The organism is Dyella sp. A6, assembly GCF_036320485.1.
Lineage (GTDB): Bacteria > Pseudomonadota > Gammaproteobacteria > Xanthomonadales > Rhodanobacteraceae > Rhodanobacter_A > Rhodanobacter_A aluminiiresistens.
Genome location: NZ_CP132911.1, coordinates 910449 through 932440 on the forward strand (window position 1 = coordinate 910449; position 21992 = coordinate 932440).

The 21992-nt window shown below is 66.9% G+C and carries 25 protein-coding genes; 17 read left to right on the forward strand and 8 right to left on the reverse strand.

Annotation, left to right across the window (positions count from 1 at the left end; all coding sequences use genetic code 11):
- Window positions 1-11 precede the first annotated feature (11 nt).
- From mutY to ftsY, 3 genes are read right to left on the reverse strand one after another with little or no spacing between them, the layout of a single operon-like run.
- A complete protein-coding gene (mutY, locus tag RA164_RS03740; protein ID WP_329742635.1) occupies window positions 12-1058 on the reverse strand; it encodes an A/G-specific adenine glycosylase in 1047 nt (348 codons plus the stop codon).
- A complete protein-coding gene (locus RA164_RS03745) occupies window positions 1055-2152 on the reverse strand; it encodes an AsmA family protein (protein WP_329742636.1) in 1098 nt (365 codons plus the stop codon). Before RA164_RS03745 ends, mutY begins: the two co-directional genes overlap by 4 nt.
- Window positions 2149-3252, reverse strand: a complete 1104-nt coding sequence (gene ftsY / locus RA164_RS03750) for a signal recognition particle-docking protein FtsY (RefSeq protein WP_412731062.1) — start codon at window positions 3250-3252, stop codon at window positions 2149-2151. Before ftsY ends, RA164_RS03745 begins: the two co-directional genes overlap by 4 nt.
- 101 nt (window positions 3253-3353) lie before the next feature.
- Between ftsY and rsmD the strand changes: the two genes are divergently transcribed.
- From rsmD to RA164_RS03780, 6 genes are all read left to right on the forward strand, one after another.
- Window positions 3354-3929 carry a 16S rRNA (guanine(966)-N(2))-methyltransferase RsmD gene (rsmD, locus tag RA164_RS03755; protein ID WP_329742638.1) on the forward strand — a complete coding sequence of 192 codons (576 nt, stop codon included), beginning with the start codon at window positions 3354-3356 and terminating at the stop codon, window positions 3927-3929.
- A gap of 15 nt (window positions 3930-3944) precedes the next feature.
- Entirely contained in the window at window positions 3945-4499 is a 555-nt protein-coding gene (gene coaD / locus RA164_RS03760) for a pantetheine-phosphate adenylyltransferase (protein ID WP_329742639.1), read from the forward strand.
- Window positions 4492-4995: a hypothetical protein gene (locus tag RA164_RS03765; protein ID WP_329742640.1), complete on the forward strand. Its 504-nt coding sequence runs from the start codon at window positions 4492-4494 to the stop codon at window positions 4993-4995. Before coaD ends, RA164_RS03765 begins: the two co-directional genes overlap by 8 nt.
- A gap of 103 nt (window positions 4996-5098) precedes the next feature.
- The gene (locus RA164_RS03770) at window positions 5099-5353 is read left to right on the forward strand and encodes a YfhL family 4Fe-4S dicluster ferredoxin (RefSeq protein WP_329742641.1); all 255 of its coding nucleotides are present in this window, start codon (window positions 5099-5101) and stop codon (window positions 5351-5353) included.
- Between the two features lie 120 nt (window positions 5354-5473).
- On the forward strand, window positions 5474-6331 hold the full coding sequence (locus tag RA164_RS03775; protein ID WP_329742642.1) for an MBL fold metallo-hydrolase: 858 nt from the start codon (window positions 5474-5476) through the stop codon (window positions 6329-6331).
- A gap of 19 nt (window positions 6332-6350) precedes the next feature.
- A complete protein-coding gene (locus tag RA164_RS03780) occupies window positions 6351-7400 on the forward strand; it encodes a TMEM43 family protein (RefSeq protein WP_329742643.1) in 1050 nt (349 codons plus the stop codon).
- A 24-nt stretch (window positions 7401-7424) separates the two neighbouring features.
- Here RA164_RS03780 and RA164_RS03785 read toward each other — a convergent pair whose 3' ends face one another.
- The 5 genes from RA164_RS03785 to RA164_RS03805 form a co-directional block, all read right to left on the reverse strand.
- The gene (locus tag RA164_RS03785; RefSeq protein WP_329742644.1) at window positions 7425-8693 is read right to left on the reverse strand and encodes an EAL and HDOD domain-containing protein; all 1269 of its coding nucleotides are present in this window, start codon (window positions 8691-8693) and stop codon (window positions 7425-7427) included.
- 78 nt (window positions 8694-8771) lie between these two features.
- Window positions 8772-9218, reverse strand: coding sequence for a flagella synthesis protein FlgN (locus RA164_RS03790; RefSeq protein ID WP_329742645.1), 447 nt, complete (start codon window positions 9216-9218; stop codon window positions 8772-8774).
- Window positions 9215-9535, reverse strand: coding sequence for a flagellar biosynthesis anti-sigma factor FlgM (gene flgM, locus RA164_RS03795; protein ID WP_329742646.1), 321 nt, complete (start codon window positions 9533-9535; stop codon window positions 9215-9217). The genes RA164_RS03790 and flgM overlap by 4 nt, the downstream gene beginning before the upstream one ends.
- Window positions 9536-9615: 80 nt before the next feature.
- Complete coding sequence (flgA, locus tag RA164_RS03800) at window positions 9616-10320, reverse strand: flagellar basal body P-ring formation chaperone FlgA (protein WP_329742647.1); 705 nt, start codon at window positions 10318-10320, stop codon at window positions 9616-9618.
- The gene (locus tag RA164_RS03805) at window positions 10317-11624 is read right to left on the reverse strand and encodes a methyl-accepting chemotaxis protein (protein WP_329742648.1); all 1308 of its coding nucleotides are present in this window, start codon (window positions 11622-11624) and stop codon (window positions 10317-10319) included. The genes flgA and RA164_RS03805 overlap by 4 nt, the downstream gene beginning before the upstream one ends.
- A 189-nt stretch (window positions 11625-11813) precedes the next feature.
- Here RA164_RS03805 and RA164_RS03810 point away from each other — a divergent pair, with 189 nt between their 5' ends.
- The 11 genes from RA164_RS03810 (at window position 11814) to flgK (ending at window position 21989) form a co-directional block, all read left to right on the forward strand.
- Window positions 11814-12731, forward strand: coding sequence for a chemotaxis protein (locus RA164_RS03810; protein ID WP_329742649.1), 918 nt, complete (start codon window positions 11814-11816; stop codon window positions 12729-12731).
- A 143-nt stretch (window positions 12732-12874) separates the two neighbouring features.
- A complete protein-coding gene (gene flgB / locus RA164_RS03815; RefSeq protein ID WP_329742650.1) occupies window positions 12875-13267 on the forward strand; it encodes a flagellar basal body rod protein FlgB in 393 nt (130 codons plus the stop codon).
- Between the two features lie 4 nt (window positions 13268-13271).
- Complete coding sequence (flgC, locus tag RA164_RS03820) at window positions 13272-13715, forward strand: flagellar basal body rod protein FlgC (protein ID WP_329742651.1); 444 nt, start codon at window positions 13272-13274, stop codon at window positions 13713-13715.
- Window positions 13716-13732: 17 nt separating this feature from the next.
- Window positions 13733-14395: a flagellar hook assembly protein FlgD gene (locus tag RA164_RS03825; protein ID WP_329742652.1), complete on the forward strand. Its 663-nt coding sequence runs from the start codon at window positions 13733-13735 to the stop codon at window positions 14393-14395.
- A 45-nt stretch (window positions 14396-14440) separates the two neighbouring features.
- Entirely contained in the window at window positions 14441-15661 is a 1221-nt protein-coding gene (gene flgE / locus RA164_RS03830; RefSeq protein WP_329742653.1) for a flagellar hook protein FlgE, read from the forward strand.
- 12 nt (window positions 15662-15673) lie between these two features.
- Window positions 15674-16414, forward strand: a complete 741-nt coding sequence (gene flgF / locus RA164_RS03835; RefSeq protein ID WP_329742654.1) for a flagellar basal-body rod protein FlgF — start codon at window positions 15674-15676, stop codon at window positions 16412-16414.
- Between the two features lie 33 nt (window positions 16415-16447).
- Complete coding sequence (gene flgG, locus RA164_RS03840; RefSeq protein ID WP_329742655.1) at window positions 16448-17233, forward strand: flagellar basal-body rod protein FlgG; 786 nt, start codon at window positions 16448-16450, stop codon at window positions 17231-17233.
- An 8-nt stretch (window positions 17234-17241) separates the two neighbouring features.
- Window positions 17242-17928 (forward strand): flagellar basal body L-ring protein FlgH, encoded by a 687-nt coding sequence (gene flgH, locus RA164_RS03845; RefSeq protein ID WP_329742656.1) that lies wholly within the window; start codon window positions 17242-17244, stop codon window positions 17926-17928.
- Entirely contained in the window at window positions 17928-19079 is a 1152-nt protein-coding gene (locus RA164_RS03850) for a flagellar basal body P-ring protein FlgI (RefSeq protein WP_329742657.1), read from the forward strand. The genes flgH and RA164_RS03850 overlap by 1 nt, the downstream gene beginning before the upstream one ends.
- Window position 19080: 1 nt before the next feature.
- Window positions 19081-20061, forward strand: coding sequence for a flagellar assembly peptidoglycan hydrolase FlgJ (gene flgJ, locus RA164_RS03855; RefSeq protein ID WP_329742658.1), 981 nt, complete (start codon window positions 19081-19083; stop codon window positions 20059-20061).
- A gap of 47 nt (window positions 20062-20108) precedes the next feature.
- On the forward strand, window positions 20109-21989 hold the full coding sequence (gene flgK / locus RA164_RS03860; RefSeq protein ID WP_329742659.1) for a flagellar hook-associated protein FlgK: 1881 nt from the start codon (window positions 20109-20111) through the stop codon (window positions 21987-21989).
- Window positions 21990-21992: the final 3 nt, after the last annotated feature.

Consider the following 21992-nt stretch of genomic DNA (forward strand, 5'->3'; position numbering starts at 1 on the left):
GGGCGGGTTCCTCAAAGGGTTTGCAGCAGGGTGCGCACGGGTGCGGGCAGGCCGAGTGCAGCGCGTTCGCGGGCATCGCACCAGCGTAGCCGCTCATTATCGGCGATACCGGCATGGCCTGCCGCGTCGTCGAACAGCAGCGGCTCCACGTGCAGCCGGTAGTGGCTGAACACATGCAGGAAGGCGGGCAGTGGCCGGGCGTCATCGATCCGCGCATGCTGCTGGGCCAGTCGCCAGGCGTCGTCGGTGTCGGTAGCCTCGGGCAGGCTCCACAGTCCCGACCACACGCCTTGCGGCCCGCGACGTTCCAGCAGTATCCGGCCGTGCGCGTCGCGCATCACCAGCATGATGGTGCTGCGCTCGGGCAGTGCCTTGCGCGGCTTGGGGCTGGGCAGGGTGGCGGTGAGGCCTTCGAGCCGGGCAACACAGTCCGTGGTCAGCGGGCAGGAATCGCAGCGCGGATTCGCGCGCACGCAGACGGTGGCGCCCAGGTCCATGATCGCCTGCGTATAGTCGGCGCTGCGCTGCGCCGGGGTATGTGCTTCGGCATGCGTCCACAACTGCTTTTCCACCGCGCCCTGGCCCGGGTGTCCGTGAATGCCGTGGTAGCGCGTGAGCACACGCTTCACGTTGCCGTCGAGGATGGCAAAACGCAGGCCGTGGGCCTGGGCCAGGATGGCGCCAGCGGTGGAGCGGCCGATGCCGGGCAGTGCTGCCAGCGCATCAAACTCGCGCGGCAGTTCGCTGCCATGCTGCTGCACGCACTGTTGCGCGGCCCGATGCAGGAAGCGCGCTCGGCGGTAGTAGCCCAGGCCCGACCACAGGGCCAGCACGGTGTCCTCGTCGGCGGCGGCAAGGTCGGGCAGGCTGGGCAGGGCGCTGACGAAACGCTCGAAATAGGGGATGACCGTGGCGACCTGGGTCTGCTGCAGCATGATCTCGGAGAGCCACACCCGATAAGCGTCGCGCGAACCGTCGGCACGGGTCTGTTGCCAGGGCAGGTCATGGCGGCCATGGTGGTCGAACCAGGCCAGCAGGGCGGGGGCGATGTCGCTCACTTGTGGTTCGGTTTCCGGGGCGGCTTCGCAGTGCCCGCGGTGCTGGCCGGAGCCGCACTGCTGGCATTGCTGGCCGGCACGGCACTGCCGGCCTGGATGCTGAGGCCTTCGATATGCGCGCCGCCGATATCGAGGCTGGCCACATCGATATAGCCGTCGCCGGGCGGTACGGTCAGCTGAGGGGCCTGCGCGGTGCTGCCGATGCGTGACCACCAGTGCGCCAGGGCCAGCGGCGGCAGGCGCAGGTCGACATGGTCGTTCTTGCCGTCCAGCTTCAGGGTAAGCAGCAGCGGGTTGAGCTGGTTGGCCGGCGCAAGGGTAAGCGAGGTGGCGTAATTGCCGCTGCCCTTGTGATCGAGGGTGCCGTGCAGCTGCAGCGACGCGTTGGCCGCGCTGTCCCAGCGTGCGGTGCCTGCCAGTTGCAGTTGCAGCGTGCTGCCATGGGTGATGTGCAGCGCGATGTCGTGCAGCTCCAGGGCGCTGCCCTGCATCTGGGGGGTGGCGGAAAGTTGCCAGTGCATGGGCGTGCCGTCCGCGGTCTGCGCGGACAGGTCGAGCAGGAACGGGTGGTTGGGCATCAGGCTGCCGGCGTCCAGGGTCACCTGGCTCAGCAGCAGGTGGTTGCCGCTGACCAGGCTGCCGCGAGTGATGCGCACGCCGGTGTCGATGCGAGGGATCTGGATGGGGGTGCTGGCCGGGTGCGGCGGCAGTGCGTTCAGCCAGGCCTGGAGGGCGTCAAGATCCACCCGTGGCGAGTCGATTTCCAGCTGGGAGATCGCGGTAGGGCCGCCGAAAATGGTGCGCCATGGCAGCGCCAGACGTCCACGTGCGGCCAGCAGGATCGGCGCATTGGCGCCACGCGCGGTCAGCGTGAGTCCTTCCAGTTCGAGCGCGGGATGCGGAAACAGGGCAGGCCGGGCCGGGCTGGCCAGGCTGAGGTCCAGCCCGGCGCCGCGTGCCTGCGACTGCAGCATGGCGGTGAAGCGGTCCGGCTGCAGCAGCAGGTAAAGCGTCACCAGCACGGCCAGGCCGATGGCCGCCAGCACGCCGGCAGCCACGATCAGCGACAGGCGGAGACGGCGCGACAGCGTCATGACTGGCCGAGTCGGGCCGGCAGCAGGCTGTCGATGAAGGCCTCGGCGTCGAATACCCGCAGGTCGGTGGCGGTTTCGCCAAGGCCCACGTAGCGGATCGGCAGGCCGAACTCGCGCGCCAGGGCGAACACCACACCGCCCTTGGCGGTGCCGTCCAGCTTGGTGACCACCAGGCCGGTCACGCCGACGATCTGACGGAACTGGCGCAGCTGGTTCAGGGCGTTCTGGCCGGTGGTGCCGTCGATCACCATCAGCACCTCGTGCGGCGCCTCGGGATCGAGCTTCTTCATCACGCGGGCGATCTTGCCCAGTTCGTCCATCAGGCCGCCCTGGGTATGCAGGCGACCGGCGGTGTCGGCGATCAGCACATCGGCGCCGCGCGAGCGGGCAGCCTGCAGCGCGTCGAAGATCACGCTGGCGGCATCGGCGTCCTGGCCCTGTGCGATCACCGGCACCTGGTTGCGCTCGCCCCAGGTCTTCAGCTGATTCACCGCCGCAGCGCGGAAGGTATCGCCGGCGGCGAGCATCACGCTGCGCCCTTCGTCGCTGTAGCGCCGCGCCAGCTTGCCGATGGTGGTGGTCTTGCCGACGCCGTTGATGCCTACGGTAAGGATTACGAACGGTGCGCGGCCGGCCACGTCCAGCGGTTGCGCCACCGACTGCAGCCGGTCCAGCAGGGCTTTGCGCAGCGCCCCGAGCATGGCGTCGGCATCGGCGAATTCACGCTTGTGCATGCGCTTGCGCAGGTCTTCGACCAGCTCGGTGCTGGTCTCGATGCCCACGTCGGCGGTGATCAGGGTGGTTTCCAGCTCGTCGAGCAGGTCGTCGTCGAGCTTCGGGTTACGTACGAACAGCGCACTCAGGCCACGCGCGAAGCCGGTTCCCGACAGGCGTTCGCGCCAGCTGCGACGGCCCGCGGAGGCGGGTTCGGCATCTGTGGCCGGGGCAGTCGGCGGATCGACCGGGGCGCTGGTGCCGGGTTCGTCGACAGGCGGCGCCATGACTGCTGCTTCGGGCGGTGCGACATCCGTCCCAGCTGGCTCGGCAGCGGGCTGCTCCGGCGTCGTGCCGGGGTCTTTTTTCTTCCAGAACTTGAGCATTGCGGCGGCGATTCAAAGACAATGGGCGGCATGCTATCACTCTCATGCGTACCGGCCGCTGAGCCGGGTCAAGCTGGCTTTATGTTCCGGCGGGGCGCGCGATGAAGGGGCGCCCCGGCCGCATCCGCATCATTGGCGGCAGTCTGCGCAACTCGCGCCTGGAGGTGCCGGACCTGCCGGGCTTGCGGCCCACGCCCGAACGGGTGCGCGAAACCCTGTTCAACTGGCTGGCGCCGACCCTGGCCGGCGTGCACGCGCTGGACCTTTGCGCAGGTACCGGCGCGCTGGGTATCGAGGCATTGTCGCGTGGTGCGGCGCAGGTGCAGTTCGTGGAGCGTGACCCGCGCGCCGCGCAGGCCCTGCGCGCCAACCTGGCCCGCCTGAAAGCTGACGGTGGAGCGGTCGACACGGCCGATGCGCAGGCCTGGCTGCAGACAGCGGCGAGGCCGTTCGGCCTGGTCTTCATGGACCCGCCTTTCGCGCTGGACCTGTGGTCCGCGCTGGCACAAGGGCTGGAGCAGGGCGGCTGGCTGGCCGCAGCGGCACGGATCTATGTGGAGTCGCCGCGCGATGTCGCGCCGGAACTGCCCGCCAACTGGCTGTTGCAGCGCGAGGGCGTGGCCGGCGAAGTGCGGCATGCTCTGTATCGCCGGGCCGACGGGCTTCCGTTAAGCTAGGCACCTTCCCCGCTGATGTCGCCCCGCATTGTGAACAAAGCGCCCGTCAACACCCGCCTGGCCGTGTATCCGGGTACGTTTGACCCGATCACCAACGGCCATGCCGACCTGGTCGCCCGTGCGGCGCCCTTGTTCGAGCGCGTGGTGGTGGCGGTGGCCGACAGCCCGAACAAGGGCAAGGGGCCGGGGTTCAGCCTGAACGAGCGCATTGCGCTGGCGCGGCTGGCACTGGCTGACCTGCCCAATGTGGAGGTGCGGGGCTTCGACAGCCTGCTGGCCACGTTCGTGGAGCAGATCGGAGCCCGTGTGATCATCCGTGGTCTGCGCGCGGTATCCGACTTCGAATACGAGTTCCAGCTGGCGAGCATGAATCGCCACCTCATTCCGCAGGCCGAGACGCTGTTCCTGACGCCGGCGGAGCAGTACAGCTTCATTTCCTCGTCGCTGGTGCGCGAGATCGGTCGCCTTGGCGGCGACATCTCCGGTTTCGTGCATCCTGCGGTACAACAAGCCATGCGGCAGCGCTGGCACAAAAAGCCACCCGAAACTGAAGGGGATCACCATGCGTAAATTCGCCTACCTCGCCACTACCCTCGCGCTGACCGGCTGCCTGGCCCTCACCGCGTGCAATCACCAGGACAGCAGCCAGCAGGCCACGGCACAGACGCAGAAGCTGACCCGTCCCACCGACCCGAACGACACCAAGGCCTGGGGTGCTTACCTGACCCAGCTGGTGCAGTCTCACCTGCAGGGCATGAGCGCCCCCCAGCCGTACCCGTACCTGGTGCCGGGCGGCAGCGATGACGCGTCGCAGGCTAGCTACCAGCGCCAGCTGTCGAACGTCGAGGACACCGTGGCACGCGGCGTGCTGCCGGGTAACCTGCTGGCGTTCGCCGGCCCGAACTCGACCCAGACCGCCAACCTGATCACCACCGCGTTCAAGGACGCCAAGCCCGGTTCGTTCAAGGGCGTGATCGTACTGTTCATCGGCGACCAGGCCGACCAGCAGCGCGTGGCCGCCGTGATCGACCCGACCGGCGCGACCTTCCGCTTCGTGCAGATGTAATCCGCGGGCGCGGCTGCCTGATGGCGGCCGCGCCCTGCCTCGGCTCCCGCCCTGCGGCCGGGCCACGGGTGTCCGCACCTGTCCTGTTCTTCCGGTTTCCCCCATGTCCCTGCAAATCCTCGATACCTGCGTCAATTGCGACGTCTGCGAGCCGGTCTGCCCGAACAAGGCGATCTCGCTCGGCGAGGAGTACTACGTGATCGATCCCGCGCTTTGCACGGAATGCGTCGGCCATTTCGACGACCCGCAGTGCGTGGAGGTCTGTCCGGTCGAGTGCATCATCGTCGACACCGCGCATCCGGAGTCGCCTGACGATCTCCGGCTGAAGTACGGCCGCTTGATGGCAGCCAAGTCGTAGCGCAGCCGTTGTCGGGCATGGCGCGATGCGTATCGCGTCGACTTATGCGGTAGCGGTCATCGGGTAAGCTTGGCCCCTTCCTGCCGCGTCGGTTCGCGGCCCGTGCCGGTTTTCCTGCCCATGATGTTCTGGTCCCTCTCAGGCAATTCGCAGAAGCTCGATGGTGGTGCGATGTTCGGCAATGCGCCGAAGGCGCTGTGGTCGCGCTGGATCACACCCGACGAGCACAACCGCATCCCGCTGGCCTGTCGCTGCCTGCTGGTGAAAGACCTGGACGGTCGGAATGTGCTGTTCGAGACCGGTATCGGGGCGTTCTTCGAGCCGGCGTTGCGCGAACGCTACGGTGTGGTCGAGTCGCGGCACGTACTGTTGGATTCCCTGGCAGACGCGGGCCTGAGTCACCAGGACATCGACGCGGTCGTGCTATCGCACCTGCATTTCGACCACGCCGGCGGGCTGCTGGCCAGCTGGGAAGAAGGGCAGCCGCCGCGCCTGCTGTTCCCGAATGCCACCTTCCTTGTCGGCGCCGCGCACTGGCAGCGTGCCTTGCGGCCGCATGCCCGCGACCGTGCCTCGTTCATTCCCGAGCTGCCCGGCCTGCTGGAGCGCAGCGGCCGGCTGGAGCTGGTCGAAGGCGAACACTCGCGGACCCTGGGGCAGTCGGTACGTTTCCACTTTTCCGACGGCCATACGCCGGGACTGATGCTGTCCGAAGTGGGTGGCGTGGTGTTCTGCGCGGACCTGATTCCCGGGCGTTTCTGGGTGCATCTGCCGATCACGATGGGATACGACCGCTTTCCGGAATGCTTGATCGACGAGAAGCGCGCGTTCCTCGCCGACAAGTTGGCACGCAACGTGCAGCTTTTTTTCACGCATGACCACGATTGTGCGTTGGCGAAAGTCCAGTGCGACGAGCGCGGACGCTACGGCACGACCGCTGAACAGCGTGAGCTGAGCGGATGGCAGGCACAGGGATAGACAGTTACAGGGGGATTCGATGATTCGACGCAAGGACCCTGCGCGCATGTCGCACGGACGCCTGATTCTGTTGGCTGCCGGTACTTTGCTGGTGCTGGCGGGCGTCACGCTGGCGGCGATGACCGAGCAGGGACTCATCAGCTATCGGGTTGCCGCAGCGCGGCATGGCGGTGCGGTGCTCGACCTGGGCAGCAACGGCCTGCCGCAGGCTGCGTACCAGGGTTACATGGTGCGCGTGACCGGCCCGATACGGGTGGACGAGTCGCCGCTGGACGTCCAATTCAACCAGCAGGCGTCCACCCCGGTGCTGCTGCGTCACGTCGAAATGTTCCAGTGGCACACCCTCGACATGGGCGGACCGCCGGTTTACGAGCAGGATTGGGAAGACCATCCGGTCAATTCGCGGCACTTCACCCCGGGGCACGCCAATCCGGCGCGTTTCCCGGTGCAGTCGCGCGAGTTCGATGCCGGGCGGGTGCGGGTCGGGGCATTCGTGCTGTCGCGCGTGATCCAGCGTGCGCTACCGGGCAGCCAGCCGGTGACGCCCGACGCGCAGAGCTTGCCACCCAATCTGGCTGCCAGCTTCAGCCTGCACGACGGCGCGCTGGTCACCAGTGCGCAGCCCGGTCATCCACGCATCGGCGACCTGCGGGTGAGCTGGCAGGCCGTACCGCTGCAGACGGTGACCATCGTCGCCCGGCTCGACGGCAACCGGCTGGTGCCGGCCGCTGATGCGCCGGATGGCAAGGGGTATGACGTCGAAGTGGGCAACCAGAGCCTGCTGGCCATTTTTCCGGATCTGCCGGTGCCGCCGGAATTCGTTTGGCCGCGGCGCTTGATGGCGATCCTGCTGACCGCGTTGGGTATCGGCCTGCTACTGGTTTACGGGCAGCGTTCCTGGCTCCGGGTGCTGGGGTTGTCGTTGACCGTCTCGGTCGCGTCGGTCTGCGCGGTATCGGGCGTGCTGTGGCTGCGCAGCAGCATCGAGCCCACGGCGATCTGGTTTGGTGTGGCGATCATCGGCGCCGGCCTGGCGGTGCTGCTGTCGCGCAGACACCCCCACGACTAGCGGGGGTGTCCGGCTGGCCGCTGCTCAGGCGGCCCGGCCTTCGGCGAAGGTGTAGACGTGGTCGGCCCAGCTCGTGGCCTTGAAGTAGGCCCCGGCCAGCCGACGGATCTGCATGGGCTGGGCATCCTGTCCACTGCGAATCTTGCCGCTTTCCCATTGCGTCACCTGTTCCAGCAGTGGCGCATAGGGGCCGCTGCGTTCGACTAGTGCATCGCGGATTTCCGGTTCCAGTGGCAGCTGCTGGATCAGGAAATCCATCGGCACGCACATCAGGCTGTCCAGCAACGAGAACAGGCCGGCGGTGAACGCCATTTCGCGCTGTGGCTTGGGCATGCCTTGGGCCTCGGCTAGTTCCTCGCACATCTGCGCGCGGATCAATGCGGCACGTAGCAGTTCGGGCGGACTGTCGCTCATGCCGCTCAGGGTCAGCGTGGCGATCCAGTTGCGCAACCGGGTCATGCCGAAGAAGATCGCCGCCTGCTCCACCGACTTGATCCGGCAGGGCAGGGCGAAATAAGCCGAATTGACGCAGCCGAGCAGCTTGTAGCTGAGGATGGCGTCGTTGCGGATGATCTGGCCCAGCTCGACCGGGCCGCCCTTTTCTTCCTGCATGGCGCGCAACAGCCGCAGCACGCTTAGGCGGTTGGCGCTGAGCACCGGCACGTCGACTTTTTCCGGCACCAGCAGGTAGCCGCCCTGGATCGCGGCGAACGGCAGTTCCATGCAGCGGTGGCAGATGGCATGGTCCTCGACCTCGCCGGCCACCGCCTTGAGGTGGCGTCGGTGCAGCTGCTGGCAGCGCTCCGCCAGGGTGGCGGGGTCGAGGTGGCCGGCATCGAGCCGGGCGAACTGTACCTGGCCCAGCAGCTTGCCCAGGGGCTCGTCGTCCGAGGCCGGCAGCGCGTGGTTACCCAAGTCGAGCAGCAGGGTGCAGCCGCGTTGCGACAGCTGGGTCAGGTGGGCCAGCAAGGCCTCGTCGGCGGCATCGTCGGGCGTCACCACCAGGCCGATGTACGGCTGGCGGAGCACGAAATCGCTCTGCTCCATCATCAGCTTGCGGGACAGGCGCAGGAACACCAGGTTGCCGCGGCTGAGCTGCTTGATCGAGCCGTCGATGATGATCGAGAGCAGCCGGTGCATGGCTGTCTCGTCGTCGCTGCCGTCCGATTGCAGCACCAGTTCGTAGGCGACCAACTGGTGGTCGCGGTCCAGCATCGGGATACGCACGATGGGGAGTGGGGCCTCCGCCGCGGCGGCGTTGGCATCGGGGGCTGCTGCTGCGTTTCTGTTCATGCGGTCATCATGGGGACGCGGGCGGGAGCGACCCGCCGTGGGAGTTTCCGCCTGTCGCATGGCGACGGCGGCCGTTCGTCATGCTCGCGCCAATGGCAGCGAGCGACCGCCATGGCGAACCAGGCCGGCAGGGTCGTACAGAGTCGTGTCGGGTTGATTTCCGGTGAGCACCGCGAGTGCGCCACGCACATGTTCCAGGCGCTTGCCGATGATGATGCCGTTGCGCTGGTTGCCGCGCTGGCACTCGCGCAGGATCCGCAGCACCGTGCGCCATGCATTCTGCTCGGCGGTACGCGGGGTATCGATTTCGCGCAGCAGTTGCAGGCGCTCGACGTCCAGCTCTTCCAGTCGCTTCAGCGAGGCCTGCTTGCCGTCGCCGGCACGATTGAGCGCGGCCGGATCGGCCACGTCGAGTGCCTGGCGCTCGTCCGCCAGCGCCTGCAACAGGGCGCCTGCGGTAGCGTGCATGTCCGCGAGTACGGCGGACAGCGCTTCGTCCATCTCGGCTCGCAGCGACGCGCTCATGACTTGCTGGAAAGCTGGCCTTCGATCGAGATCAGGCGATCGGCGATGTGTCCGGGGTTGATCTGGTAAGTGCCGTTGGCCAGCGACTGGCGGATCTGCTCCACCCGCTGGGTGTTCACTTGCTGACCGCTGCCGGCCTTGGCGACGTCCTGCAGCGACTGGGCCGAAGCGGTCAGCTTCAGGCTGTCGCTACCGGCACCGGCTGTCGCCGAAGTGCTTTCGGTGGAGGTGCTGGCGCCCTGCTGGGTACCGCTGCCCTGGCTGCTCTTGGTTTGCGGCGGAAGCGGCAATCCGTTCGATGTAATGGTGGTATTCATGGCGTGTCCTAATGGGATCTTCGGCCTTTCAGATCAGACTATCGGCGTCGCGCGGGAAAACTTTAAGGGCAGTTGGCGCATCAGGGCAGCACCGCCAGCACGCCGGGGGATTGCACCACCGCCGTCACGGTGCGTCCCGAGCTGTCGTTGCGCGCCAGCAGCCGGGCGCCGACGTCGCCGCTGCCCAGGGCCACCCCGCTGGCGCGAACCTGAACGCCGCCCAGGTTGGCGATCAACTGCACTTGGTCGCCGGACCGTACCGCGATCCGGGTGGCCAGGTCGCCAGGAATCAGTACGCTGCCGGCGCTCACCGGCCTGGACAGGGTCCGGCCGCTGACCTGGTTGACCTGAGCGATGTAACCATAGCCCAGCCGGGTCACGTCGCGCTGTTCAGTACGAACGTCGCCCGGGCGGATGCCATCGCCGCGTTGCAGCGGGCGGGTGGTCACCAGCACGCTCCGGTACAGATGTACCCGGACCGGGATGCGGATGCGCCAGCCGCTGGCGACCGGGCAGTGCACTTCCACCCCGATGCGCGAAGTGATCCGCGTGCCGGCGGGCATCGAAATCTGCAGGTGGGCCGGACAGGCCGGCAGGCGCAGGCGGCTGTCCAGCGGATCGGCATGCACCTCGACCCGGTTGCCGCTGCGCCCAAGCTGTGTGCGCAGCCAGGTTTCGGCGGCCTGGCGCAGGCTCTGCGGCGACTGCACCGCAGCGGCATGCAGCGGTACGGCCGCCAGCAGCGCGCACGCGGCCAGGGTGAGGGTGACATGCCGCATGCTCATGAAGCGGAAGCTGCCAGCAGGGAGCCGAGCTGCTGCTGGATCGCTTCGCGCTCGGCTTCGATCCGGTCGGGCAGCGGCTTGGCCTGGTCGACGTTGCCATCGCCCATCAGGTTGGCGAAGGTCTGGCCGTGTTCGCCCAGCCGGCTGCCCGCTTCGCGCAGCATGGCCGAGGCCGGATTATCCGGATACTGTGCCGCCAGCTGGTCGATCGCGCGGCGCAGGGCGCGGGTATCGAACCAGCGACGATCCAGCGAGGTCGGTTCGCGCAGGGTCAGGTCCATCGCCTGGCGCAGCGCCAGCACCGACTCGCGCACGGTCAGGCTGAGGCTGGCGATATCGTTGCCGCCCAGGCTGTCCAGCCAGTCCAGTCCGAGGTGGTGGGTGAGTACGGCCCCGCGCGACATGGCCTCGCCATGGCGGCGTGCTTCCTGGGCGCGTCGGCGCAGGACCCCGAGCGATGTCTGCGCGGCGACCGCGCGGGCGTGCTGGGCATCGTGGTTCTGCTGGGCGGTCCGCAGCCGCTCGGTGGCGGTCTGCGCGGCTTCGTCACCCTGGCGCAGTGTGGTTTCGGCCGCGCTGATGCTGTTCTGCGCGCGTTCGAGTTGCTTCAGGCCGTGCTGGACGTCGCCATCCAGCTGCTGCGAGAACTCGCCGATGGCACCGGCCACTGCTTCGATCTCGGCGGTGGACTGGGTGGTTTTCTCGGCCAGTTGCTTGACCTCGTCGGCGACCACGGCGAAGCCGCGGCCCGCCTCGCCCGCGCGCGCTGCTTCAATGGCGGCGTTCAGGGCGACCAGGTTGGTCTGGTGTGCCAGCTCCTGCACGCAAGCGGTGAGCCGGCGGATCTCGCCGACCTGCTCGGCCAGCCGGTCGCGGTTGCGGTTGAGCGCGGACAGCGCGGTGCGGGTCAGGCGGACCTGTCCGTCCAGTTCGCTTACGCTGGTCTGTGCCTGGGCGCCGACGGTGCGGGCTTGGTCGACGCCGCTGCGGGCCTGCCCGAGCATCGTCGAGATCCCGGCGCCGGACTCCGTCAAACGATCGACGCTGTTGCGGCTTTCGGCGATGGCCTGTTCCAGTGTCTCCTGTTCGCGGATCAGGCTCTGCGAGGCGTTCAGCAACAGGCTCTGCTGCTCCAGCGTCTGCAGGGCAACGCCGCTGGGCGTGTGTTCCAGCCGCGCGAGCAGCGGTGCCAACAGCTGCGACAACTGGGGGTGCCGCTTCGAGAGCAGTTCGAATCCGGCCTCGTCATCGCTGGCGAGGGCCTGGATCATGGCGGCAAGGTGCTGGCTCCGGATGAAGGGCATGGATGCGACACTTCCTGAAAGTGGGAGGGACTCTCAAGAATCGTCGGAATCCCCTGGAACTTGAGCAAGCAACGCGCGTGCCAGCACCGCCGTGGCATGTCGGCGGCCCACCGGGGTGCCGCCGAACGGGGCTCAAGTGGTGGCGCGCGTGGCCGATAGCCATGCGAGTCGAACCGGTTGGATGTCGCGATGGCAGGTACGTTGCTGGAAAATGTGGAGCGCTATACCCGCCTTGCCGGGCACAACCGGATGGCGATGCTGCTTTTCCGTGTGGGTGGCGAGCAGCTTTTCGCGATCAATGTGTTCAAGGTGCGCGAGGTGCTGCGTCGGCCGCCGCTGGAGCGCATGCCCAAGGCGCACGAGCTGCTGGCCGGAAGCTGCGACTATCGTGGCCAGACCATCCCGGTGATCGATCTGGCTCTGGCGCTGGGGTATCCCTCGTTGCGCGACGAGCCGTCCGCGCACCTGATCGTCACCGAGTTCAGCCGCAGCGTGCAGGGCTTCCTGGTCGCCGACCCGCTGCGCATCGTGCATTGCGAGGGTGAGTCGATGGCGGCACCTGCCGCCGCGCTGGGCTTCGGTTCGCGCGTCAACGGCGTGACGCGGGTGGACGGCGCGCTGATCGCGGTGGTCGATGTCGAGCATGTGCTGGCCAGTCTGGACGAGACGCCGGCGGTGCTGTCGGACAGCCTGCAGAACGTCATGGCCGGGCGCTCATCCGCGCCGTGCCGGGTGCTGGTGGCCGACGATTCGACGGTGGCCCGGCGCAAGGTCGTGGATTTTTTCCGGCAGATGGGTATCGAGTGCGTGGTGGCGCAGGACGGCCGCGAGGCGCTGGACCGGCTGCTGGAGATGGCCGAAGGCCCCGCCGGGGAAGGTGTGGGGCTGGTCGTGTCGGATATCGAAATGCCACGCATGGACGGCTATGCGCTGACCCGCGCTATCCGCGAGACGCCTGGCCTGCGTTCGATGAAAGTGTTGCTACACAGCTCGCTCAGTGGGGTTTTCAACGAAGCCCTGGTGCGCGAAGTCGGCGCCGACCGCTTTGTCGCCAAATTCCAGCCCGATGTACTGGCCCGCGCCGTGCTGGAGCTGTTCCCGGACTGACCCGCCAACGCGTCGGGATTCCGACTCCTGCCTGATGCACGGTCCCGGCCGTGCGCTGCCAGACCGCGCCGCTGCGCGGTTTCCGGGCGCATGGCACGCTAATTGCCACACGACTACCACCGGCCAGGCCGCGTGGAGTCAACATGAGCAGTCTCGACAACCTTTTCGGCATGCACACACAGGCACTGGCCCTGTGGGAGAAGCGTGCGGAGGTGCTGTCCAGCAACCTCGCGAACGCGGATACCCCGGGCTATCTCGCGCGTGACATCGATTTCCGCAAGGTGCTCGCCGGCACCAGCAATGCGCAGACGGCACTGCCGCTGAGCACGACGTCGTCCGACCAGATCCAGCCGGTCACATCAGGCGACATGCCGCTTTCCTATCGCATTCCGACCCAGCCGAGCATGGACGGCAACACCGTCGATACCCAGGTCGAGGAAGCCGCGTTCGCGTCGAACAGCGTGCACTACCAGGCCAGCCTGTCCTTCATCACCGCGCAGATCCAGATGCTGCGCACCGCCATCACGGGGAACTGAGGCCATGTCGCTTACCAATATCTTCAACATCGCCGGCTCGGGCATGGCGGCGCAGTCACTGCGCCTCAACGTGGTGGCCAGCAACCTGGCCAATGCCAACAGCGTGGCGAGTTCGGCGCAGGCCGCCTACCACTCGCGCGAGCCGGTGTTCTCGGTGGTGCAGCAGGACGCCAGCATGGCCGCGCAGGCCGGCAGCGCCACCGATGCCGGCGACGGCTCGGTCGGCGTCAAGGTCGACGGCATTACCCAGAGCAATGCCCCGATCCAGCGCCAGTACGAGCCGGGCAACCCGATGGCCGACGCCAACGGCTATGTCTACAGCAGCAACGTCAACCCGGTCGACGAGCTGGTCAACATGATTTCCGCCTCGCGTTCCTACCAGAACAACGTCGAGGTGATGAACACCACCAAGCAGTTGATGCTCAAGACCTTAAGCCTCGGCAACTAGTCCAGACGGAGCAAACCGTGACCACGATCAATACCAACAGCACCGCCAGCACGTCGTCGGGTTCGTCCGTCAGCTCGGCGCTTTCCAGCACGATGTCGCAAGCCGACTTCCTCAAGCTGATGACGGCGCAGCTGCAGGCGCAGGACCCGACCAACCCGGTCAACAACTCGCAGTTCGTCTCGCAGATGGCGCAGTTCAGCCAGCTGTCGGCGACGCAGAAGCTGGATACCGACCTCACCACGCTCAGCAACAATGTTTCCAGCGCCACCCAGACCAACCAGATGCTGAGCTCGTCCAACCTGCTGGACCGCTCCGTGCTGGTGCCGTCGAGCAACCTGGCCTACAGCGGCAGCGCGATGAACGGTGGCGTGCAGGTGACCAGCGCCGGTCCGGTGACGGTGCAGATCGCCGACTCGGCAGGCAACGTGGTGCGGACGATCCAGCTCGGCACGCAGAACGCAGGCATGTCCAACTTCAGCTGGGACGGCAAGGACGACAACGGCAACGCCTTGCCGAGCGGCAACTACACGGTGAGCGCGAGCAGCGGCAGCACGGCACTGAACACCTATGTCGCCGGCACCGTGACCAGCGTCGGCTACGGCGGTACCACCGCGGGTACCACCCTGCAGGTGGCGGGCGTGGGCGATGTTTCGTTGAGCCAGGTGGCTCAGATTCTCTGACGCCGGCGACGACCCGGGCATCTTCATCATTTCGAGGAACGCATCATGGCTCTGAATACCACGCTCAGCGGCATCAACGCGGCGCAGTCCGACCTCAACGTCATTTCCAACAACATCGCCAACGCCAACACGGCCGGCTTCAAGGGCTCGCGCGCCGAGTTCGGCGACATTTTCGCGGTGACCGGGCTCAACCTCAGCGCGACCGCGGTCGGCAGTGGTGCCCACCTGCAGGAAGTGGCGCAGCAGTTCACCCAGGGTGACATCAGCACCACCGGCAACAGCCTGGACATGGCGATCAGCGGCAACGGCTTCTTCGTCGTCAACAGCGGCAACGGCCCGGTCTACACCCGTGCGGGCGACTTCCAGGAAAGCGCGGACGGCTACGTGCAGACCCCCGAAGGCGCCAACCTGCAGATCTACCCGCCGAACGGCGCCGGCGGTTTCGACACCAGCACGCTGAGCGACCTGAAGCTGATGACGACGCAGAGCACGGCGCAGGCCACCTCCACGATCACGCTGAGCTCCAACCTGTCGGCCAGCGACAGCGTGCCGACCACCACGCCGTTCAGCCCTACCGACTCCACCAGCTACAACGACGCGCAGCCGGTGACGGTGTACGACTCGCAGGGCGGCTCGCACCAGGCCACCGTCTACTACGTGAAGACCGGTACCAATACCTGGAACGCCAATCTTTACGTCGACGGCCAGAGTGCCGGCACGCAGGCGCTCACCTTCGGTTCGTCGGGCACCCTGGCCTCGCCGTCCAGTGGTCAGCTGGCCTTCAATGCGGTCAACCTGGGCAATGGTTCCAGTCCGCTGACGCTGACCCTCGACGCCAGCAGCGTCACCCAGTTCGGCACCAGCTATTCGGCAGGCACGATCAATCAGAACGGTTACGAGGCCGGCACCCTGTCGAACATCGACATCGACAGCAAGGGTGTGGTGACTGCGTACTACTCCAACGGCAAGAGCAGCCAGCTGGGTCAGGTCGCGGTGGCCAATTTCACCAACGAGCAGGGCCTGCGTCAGCTGGGCAATACCACCTGGGCGTCGAGCACCGACTCGGGCGTGCCGATCATGGGTACCGCCGACACCGGTGAATTCGGCAGCATCCAGTCGGGTGCGCTGGAAAGCTCGAACACGTCCGATACCACGGCGCAGCTGGTGGCGATGATCCAGGCGCAGCAGGCCTACCAGGCCAACGCGCAGGTGCTGGGCACCGACAACACGCTGACGACCACCTTGTTCAACGCGGTTTCCCGCTAAGCGGACGGCGCCATGGACCGCTCGATCTATGTAGCCATGACCGGTGCCGCGCAGATCCTGCGCGCGCAGGACGCGGTGAGCAACAACCTGGCCAATGCGTCCACGGTTGGCTTCAAGAGCGAGCTGAGCGCTTTTCAGCCCGTGCCCGTGCTCGGGCCGGGCGAAGCGTCGCGCATCAACACGGTGGCCCAGGGTGTCGGCGAGAAGATGACCGAGGGGCCGATGATCTCCACCGGTCGCTCGCTCGACGTTGCCGTACAGGGGCAGGGCTGGATCGCCGTGCAGGCGCCGGATGGCAGCGAGGCCTATACGCGCGCCGGCAACCTGCAGCTCACCGCCGACGGCCAGTTGACCGATGCCAAGGGCGACCCGGTGATCGGCAATTCCGGTCCGATCAGCCTGCCCGACAGCCAGCAGATCAGCATCGGTAGCGACGGCACCATCTCCACCGTGCCGCTGGGCCAGGGGCCGAACACCATGGCCACGCTGGACAGGATCAAGCTGGTCGATCCCGATCCGTCGCAGATGGTGCTGGGGCCGGATGGACTGATGCACATGAGCAACGGCAACGCCGCCCAGGCCAGCGACCAGGTCACCCTGGTCTCGGGCCAGCTTGAGGGCAGCAACGTCGATCCGTCGTCCGAGCTGGTGCGCATGATCGCGTTGTCGCGGCAGTACGACATGCAGATGCAGTCGATCAAGAGCGCCGAGAACGACGCCGATTCCGCCAACAAACTTCTGCAGGCGAACTGATAGTCCGCCCGCATCCCAAGTCAGGAGCGCACGATGTTTTCTTCACTGTGGATCGCCAAGACCGGCCTGGACGCGCAGCAGACGCGGATGGACGTGATCTCGAACAACCTGGCGAACGCCAACACGACCGCGTTCAAGAGCGGCCGCGCTTCGTTCGAGGACCTGATGTACCAGAACCAGAGTCAGCCGGGTGGCCAGACCACCCAGCAGACGGAGTCGCCAACCGGCCTGATGCTGGGTACCGGCGTGCGCGTGTCCGGTACCGAGAAGCTGTTCACCCAGGGCAGCATCGAGCAGACCGGCAACTCGCTGGACGTGGCGATCGAGGGGCGTGGCTTCCTGCAGGTGAGCATGCCGGACGGCAGTGTCGCCTATACCCGTGACGGCTCGCTGCACACCGACGCCAACGGCCAGCTGGTGACCGGCGACGGCTACCCGATCTCGCCGTCGATCACCCTGCCCAGCGGCGTGCAGAGCATCACCATCGGCACCGACGGTACGGTGTCGGCCACCACCGCAGGCTCCACCACACCGGTACAGGTGGGCACGATCCAGCTGGCCGACTTCGTCAACCCGGCCGGACTGCAGCCGATGGGCCAGAACCTGTACCTGGAGACCGCGTCCAGCGGTTCGCCGCAGACGGGTCAGCCCTCGCTCAACGGCATGGGTTCGCTGCAGCAGGGCTCGCTCGAATCGTCCAACGTCGACGTCGTCGAACAGATGGTGGACATGATCGAGACGCAGCGTACCTACGAGATGAATTCCAAGGCGATCAGCAGCGTCGATCAGATGCTGCAGGATCTGACCACCAAGATGTGAGCACCCCGATGATCACGCGATCCTTCCTGCCGCGTTGCCTGCCCCTGCTGGGCCTGCTGCTGCTTACCGGCTGCATGTCGATGCCTTCGCGGCACGACGATGCGGCATGGGCACCTACGCCGCCGCCGCCGCCGCCCACGGCGGCGCCGACCGACGGTGCGATCTACCAGGCTGGGCAGAACATGGAGCTGTTCACCGATCCGCGTGCGCACCGCGTCGGCGACATCCTCACCGTGGCCCTGGTCGAGAACATGCAGGCCAGCAAGAAGGCCACCACCGATACCAGCAAGAAGGACGTCACCAGTCTGGGGGCGCCGACCCTGCTCGGCCATGCGCTCACTTTCAACGGCAGCCCGGCATCGATCGGCACCAGCGGCGACCGCACCTTCGCCGGTTCCGGCGACAGCAGTCAGAGCAACCAGCTGACCGGCGAGATCACCGTGACGGTGGCGCAGCGCCTGTCCAACGGCAACCTGGTGATACGCGGCGAGAAGTGGGTGACGATCAACCAGGGACGCGAGCTGATCCGCGTCTCGGGCATCGTGCGTCCGCAGGATATCCAGCCCGACAACAGCGTGCCGTCGACTCGCGTGGCCGATGCCCGCATCACCTATACCGGACGCGGTGCCCTGGCCGATGCGAACACGCAGGGCTGGCTGTCGCGCTTCTTCAGCTCCAAGTGGATGCCGTTCTGATGATCACGAGCGCTGCCCCGTCATGGCGTCGCCGCCTGGCTGCATCCCTGCGTTGCGCCGCACTGGTGCTCGGCGTGGGTCTGGCCGTCGTGCCCGCGAAGGTACGTGCGGACAAGATCCAGGACCTGGTCCAGGTGGCCGGGGTGCGCAGCAACCAGTTGATCGGCTACGGCCTGGTGGTCGGCCTCCAGGGCAGCGGCGACCAGACCACCCAGGCGCCGTTCACCACCCAGAGCCTGGAGAACATGCTGCAGCAGTTCGGTGTCACCGTGCCTGCCTCGGTGAAGCCGCAGCTGAAGAATGCCGCGGCGGTGACGGTGACGGCGCAGCTGCCGGCCTTCATCAAGCCCGGCCAGACTATCGACGTGACCGTGGCCTCGATCGGCAATGCCAAGAGCCTGCGCGGCGGCGAGTTGCTGATGACACCGCTGCGCGGTGCCGATGGCCGTGTGTATGCGATGGCACAGGGCAGCGTGGTGGTCGGTGGCGTCAGCGCACAGGGCAAGAGCGGTTCCAGCGTGCAGGTGAACATCGCCTCGAGCGGACGGATTCCCAGCGGCGCCACAGTCGAGCGCGGCGTGATCGCGCACTACGACCATGGCGGCGACATCGTGCTTGATCTCAACACGCCGGACTTCACCACGGCGGCGCGCATCGTGCAGGCGATCAACCATGCCTACGGCGCCGGTACCGCGCAGGCCATCGACGGCGGCTCGGTCAGCGTACGCGCTCCGCAGGACCCGTCGCAGAGCGTCGCCTGGCTGAGCGCGATCGAATCGCTGGATGTGCAGCCGGGCTCGGCGCCCGCGCGGGTGGTGGTCAATGCGCGCACCGGTACGGTGGTGATCAGCTCCAACGTCACGGTCAGCGCGGCGGCGGTGGCGCACGGCTCGATCGAGGTGACCATCAGCGAGCAGCCGCAGGTCAGCCAGCCCGGTCCGTTCAGCAAGGGGCAGACCGCGGTGGTGCCCAACAGCAGCGTCAAGGTCAGCGAAAACGGCGCGCACATGTTCAAGTTCGGGCCGGGCGTGAGCCTGGACACCATCGTGCGCGCGGTGAACCAGGTCGGGGCTTCGCCCAGCGACCTGATCTCGATCCTGCAGGCACTCAAGCAGGCCGGCGCGCTGCATGCGCAGCTGGTGGTGATCTGAGATGGGGCTGTCTGCCGGCACGCTGCAGAACGTCGATACCTGGACCGACCTGTCCGGGTTCAACGCGCTACGCCAGACCGCGCAGACCGACAGCAAGGCCGCGTTGCCGGTGGTGGCGCGGCAGTTCGAGGCGATCTTCACCCAGATGATGCTGAAGTCCATGCGCGAAGCCGGCATGGGCGACGGCATTTTCGACAGCCAGGCCGGCGACGCCTGGCGCGACATGTACGACCAGCAGCTGGCGGTGACCCTGAGCGCGCACGGCCGCGGGTTGGGCATCGCGCAGATGCTGGAACGCCAGCTGGGCGGGTCGACCGGAGCCTCCGGCAGTGGCAAGACCGCTGCCGGCGAGGGCGTGGCCGCGGGTATCGCCGGCGCCGATGCCGCACCGGTAGCGGCCGACGACTGGCGCCAGCGGCTGGGTTCGGTGCTCGATGCCACCCGCGCCGTGGGGCGCCGGGTCATGCGCTGGCTGCCGCAGGATGCCAAGGAATTCGTGCGCGAACTGGCGCCCTATGCCGAATCGGCAGCGCGCAAGCTGGGCGTGTCGATGCGCGCGGTGCTGGCGCAGGCGGCACTGGAGACCCAGTGGGGGCAGCGCATGCCGGTACAGGCCGACGGCGCCAGCAGCAACAACATGTTCGGCATGAAGGCCAGCTCCGACTGGGACGGCGGTCGCGTCAGTGTGCCGACGCTGGAATTCGAGGGTGGCGTGGCGGTGCGCCGGCAGGCGCAGTTCCGTGCCTACGAATCGCCCGCGGCCTCGTTCAGCGACTACGCCCGCCTGATCGGCGACAACCCCCGTTACGCCGCCGCCCGCAACCACGGCGACGACGTGGCGGCGTTCGCCCGCGGGCTGGTCCAGGGCGGTTATGCCACCGACCCGGGTTATGCCAGCAAGCTCGACGCGATCGCCAACAGCCCGCTGATGCGCCAGGCGCTGGCCGCACTCAAGAAAGCCGACCCCACGCCGACTCTTTGACACTGAACCCGGCAGATCTCGATCTGCTTCAAGCGAGACCTTCATCCATGTCCAATATGCTCGCCATTGGTACCTCCGGGCTCAACGCCGCCCAGCTCGCGCTGAACACCATCAGCAACAACATCAGCAACTCGAGCACAACCGGTTACAGCCGCGAGAGCACGGTGCAGACCGAGCAGGTTGGGGCGACCATCGGCAACCTCACCATCGGTGGCGGCGTCAACGTCACCGCGGTGCAGCGGGCCTACAACCAGTTCCTCACCACGGCGATGTGGACCAGCAACTCCGGCCTGCAGGGTTCCACCACCTACAACGACCTGGCCACGACGCTGAACAGCACGCTCAGCAGCAGCGGCAACCTGCAGACCTCGCTGGACAACTTCTACACCTCGTTCAACACTCTGGCCGGTTCGGCCGACAGCAGTTCGAACCGATTGGCCGTGCTGGGTTCAGCCAGTTCGCTGGCGAGCAACTTCAATACCCTGGCGCAGCAGTTCGACCAGCAGCAGAGCTCGATCAACACGCAGGTTGCGCAGACCGTCGACAGCATCAACAGCACGGCTTCGAGCATCGCCAAGCTGAACCAGCAGATCGTGCAGGCCGGTTCCGGCAGCAGTGCGTCGAACGCGCTGCTGGACCAGCGCGACACCCTGGTCAACACCTTGTCGGGCTATCTCGGCGTCAGTACCAGTTTCAACACCGACGGCAGCATCAACGTGTTCACCAACACGGGCCAGAGCCTGGTCAGCGGCTCCAATGCCTACGCGCTGTCGACTGGGCCGAACGCCTATGACGCGACCACCACCGACGTGATGGACAACACCGGTACCGACATCACCGGCAAGCTCAGCGGCGGAACGCTGGGTGCGCTGCTGACCTATCGCAGCAATGTGCTGGTGCCGGCGCAGAACCAGCTGGGTCTGGCGGCCGTGGGGCTGGCTTCCAGCGTCAACACGCAGCAGTCCAAGGGCCTCGATCTCAATGGCCAGCAGGGCGCCGCGATTTTCAGCGTGCCGTCGCCGGGCGTGAGTGCCTCCTCGGCCAACCAGGGCAGCGCCACGGTCGCGGCCAGCATCAGCGATCCGTCTGCCCTTACCGGTTCGGACTACGTGCTTAGCTACAACGGCAGCCAGTGGAACCTGGCCACCACGGCAGGGCAGAGCGTGGCCCTGACCACCAACGCGAACGGCTCGCTGTCCGCCGCCGGTCTGACTTTCAACGTCTCGGGTACGGCCCAGGCCGGTGACAGTTACAAGATCGAACCGACCCGCAACGCGGCCAGCGGAATCAGTGTCAGCATGACCGACCCCAACGGCATTGCCGCCGCTGCCGCACTCACCACTACCGCGTCCAGCAGCAATACCGGTAGTGCGGCAGTCAGTGCGATCACGGTGACCGATCCGACCCATACGAACCTGCTCAGCAGCGCCACGGTGAGCTTTCCCACTGCCGGCAGTTACCAGGTGACCGACAGCTCAGGCAATGTGTTGTCCAGTGGCAGCTACAGCAGCGGTCAGGCGATCACGGCCAATGGCTGGAGCCTGACCCTGAGTGGCACGCCGGCCGCGGGCGACAGTTTCGCGGTGGCCGCGAATACCAGCGGCCTGGCCGACAACAGCAACGCCCTGAGCATGGCGGCGATGAGCGGTACCGGCGTGCTCAATAGCGGCAAGACCTCGATCGTGGATGCCTACGCCAACCTCACCACCCAGATCGGCGATGCCGGCAGTCAGGCATCCAGCGACCTGACCGTGCAGACCGCACTGAACAACCAGGCGGTCTCGGCACAGCAGAGCGTGTCAGGCGTCAACCTCGATCAGGAAGCGAGCAACATGGTGCAGTACCAGCAGGCATACCAGGCGGCCGCGCACATCATTTCCACCGCCCAGACCTTGTTCTCCAGTCTGCTCACCGCGATCCAGGCGTAATCG

Excerpts from the sequence above, each read along its gene's own strand:
- RA164_RS03745 (WP_329742636.1), bottom strand. The coding sequence starts at position 2,152 with ATGACGCTGTCGCGCCGTCTCCGCCTGTCGCTGATCGTGGCTGCCGGC.
- ftsY (WP_412731062.1), bottom strand. The coding sequence starts at position 3,252 with ATGCTCAAGTTCTGGAAGAAAAAAGACCCCGGCACGACGCCGGAGCAG.
- rsmD (WP_329742638.1), top strand. The coding sequence starts at position 3,354 with ATGAAGGGGCGCCCCGGCCGCATCCGCATCATTGGCGGCAGTCTGCGC.
- coaD (WP_329742639.1), top strand. The coding sequence starts at position 3,945 with ATGTCGCCCCGCATTGTGAACAAAGCGCCCGTCAACACCCGCCTGGCC.
- RA164_RS03765 (WP_329742640.1), top strand. The coding sequence starts at position 4,492 with ATGCGTAAATTCGCCTACCTCGCCACTACCCTCGCGCTGACCGGCTGC.
- RA164_RS03770 (WP_329742641.1), top strand. The coding sequence starts at position 5,099 with ATGTCCCTGCAAATCCTCGATACCTGCGTCAATTGCGACGTCTGCGAG.
- RA164_RS03775 (WP_329742642.1), top strand. The coding sequence starts at position 5,474 with ATGATGTTCTGGTCCCTCTCAGGCAATTCGCAGAAGCTCGATGGTGGT.
- RA164_RS03780 (WP_329742643.1), top strand. The coding sequence starts at position 6,351 with ATGATTCGACGCAAGGACCCTGCGCGCATGTCGCACGGACGCCTGATT.
- RA164_RS03785 (WP_329742644.1), bottom strand. The coding sequence starts at position 8,693 with ATGAACAGAAACGCAGCAGCAGCCCCCGATGCCAACGCCGCCGCGGCG.
- RA164_RS03790 (WP_329742645.1), bottom strand. The coding sequence starts at position 9,218 with ATGAGCGCGTCGCTGCGAGCCGAGATGGACGAAGCGCTGTCCGCCGTA.
- flgM (WP_329742646.1), bottom strand. The coding sequence starts at position 9,535 with ATGAATACCACCATTACATCGAACGGATTGCCGCTTCCGCCGCAAACC.
- flgA (WP_329742647.1), bottom strand. The coding sequence starts at position 10,320 with ATGAGCATGCGGCATGTCACCCTCACCCTGGCCGCGTGCGCGCTGCTG.
- RA164_RS03805 (WP_329742648.1), bottom strand. The coding sequence starts at position 11,624 with ATGCCCTTCATCCGGAGCCAGCACCTTGCCGCCATGATCCAGGCCCTC.
- RA164_RS03810 (WP_329742649.1), top strand. The coding sequence starts at position 11,814 with ATGGCAGGTACGTTGCTGGAAAATGTGGAGCGCTATACCCGCCTTGCC.
- flgB (WP_329742650.1), top strand. The coding sequence starts at position 12,875 with ATGAGCAGTCTCGACAACCTTTTCGGCATGCACACACAGGCACTGGCC.
- flgC (WP_329742651.1), top strand. The coding sequence starts at position 13,272 with ATGTCGCTTACCAATATCTTCAACATCGCCGGCTCGGGCATGGCGGCG.
- flgE (WP_329742653.1), top strand. The coding sequence starts at position 14,441 with ATGGCTCTGAATACCACGCTCAGCGGCATCAACGCGGCGCAGTCCGAC.
- flgF (WP_329742654.1), top strand. The coding sequence starts at position 15,674 with ATGGACCGCTCGATCTATGTAGCCATGACCGGTGCCGCGCAGATCCTG.
- flgG (WP_329742655.1), top strand. The coding sequence starts at position 16,448 with ATGTTTTCTTCACTGTGGATCGCCAAGACCGGCCTGGACGCGCAGCAG.
- flgH (WP_329742656.1), top strand. The coding sequence starts at position 17,242 with ATGATCACGCGATCCTTCCTGCCGCGTTGCCTGCCCCTGCTGGGCCTG.
- RA164_RS03850 (WP_329742657.1), top strand. The coding sequence starts at position 17,928 with ATGATCACGAGCGCTGCCCCGTCATGGCGTCGCCGCCTGGCTGCATCC.
- flgJ (WP_329742658.1), top strand. The coding sequence starts at position 19,081 with ATGGGGCTGTCTGCCGGCACGCTGCAGAACGTCGATACCTGGACCGAC.
- flgK (WP_329742659.1), top strand. The coding sequence starts at position 20,109 with ATGTCCAATATGCTCGCCATTGGTACCTCCGGGCTCAACGCCGCCCAG.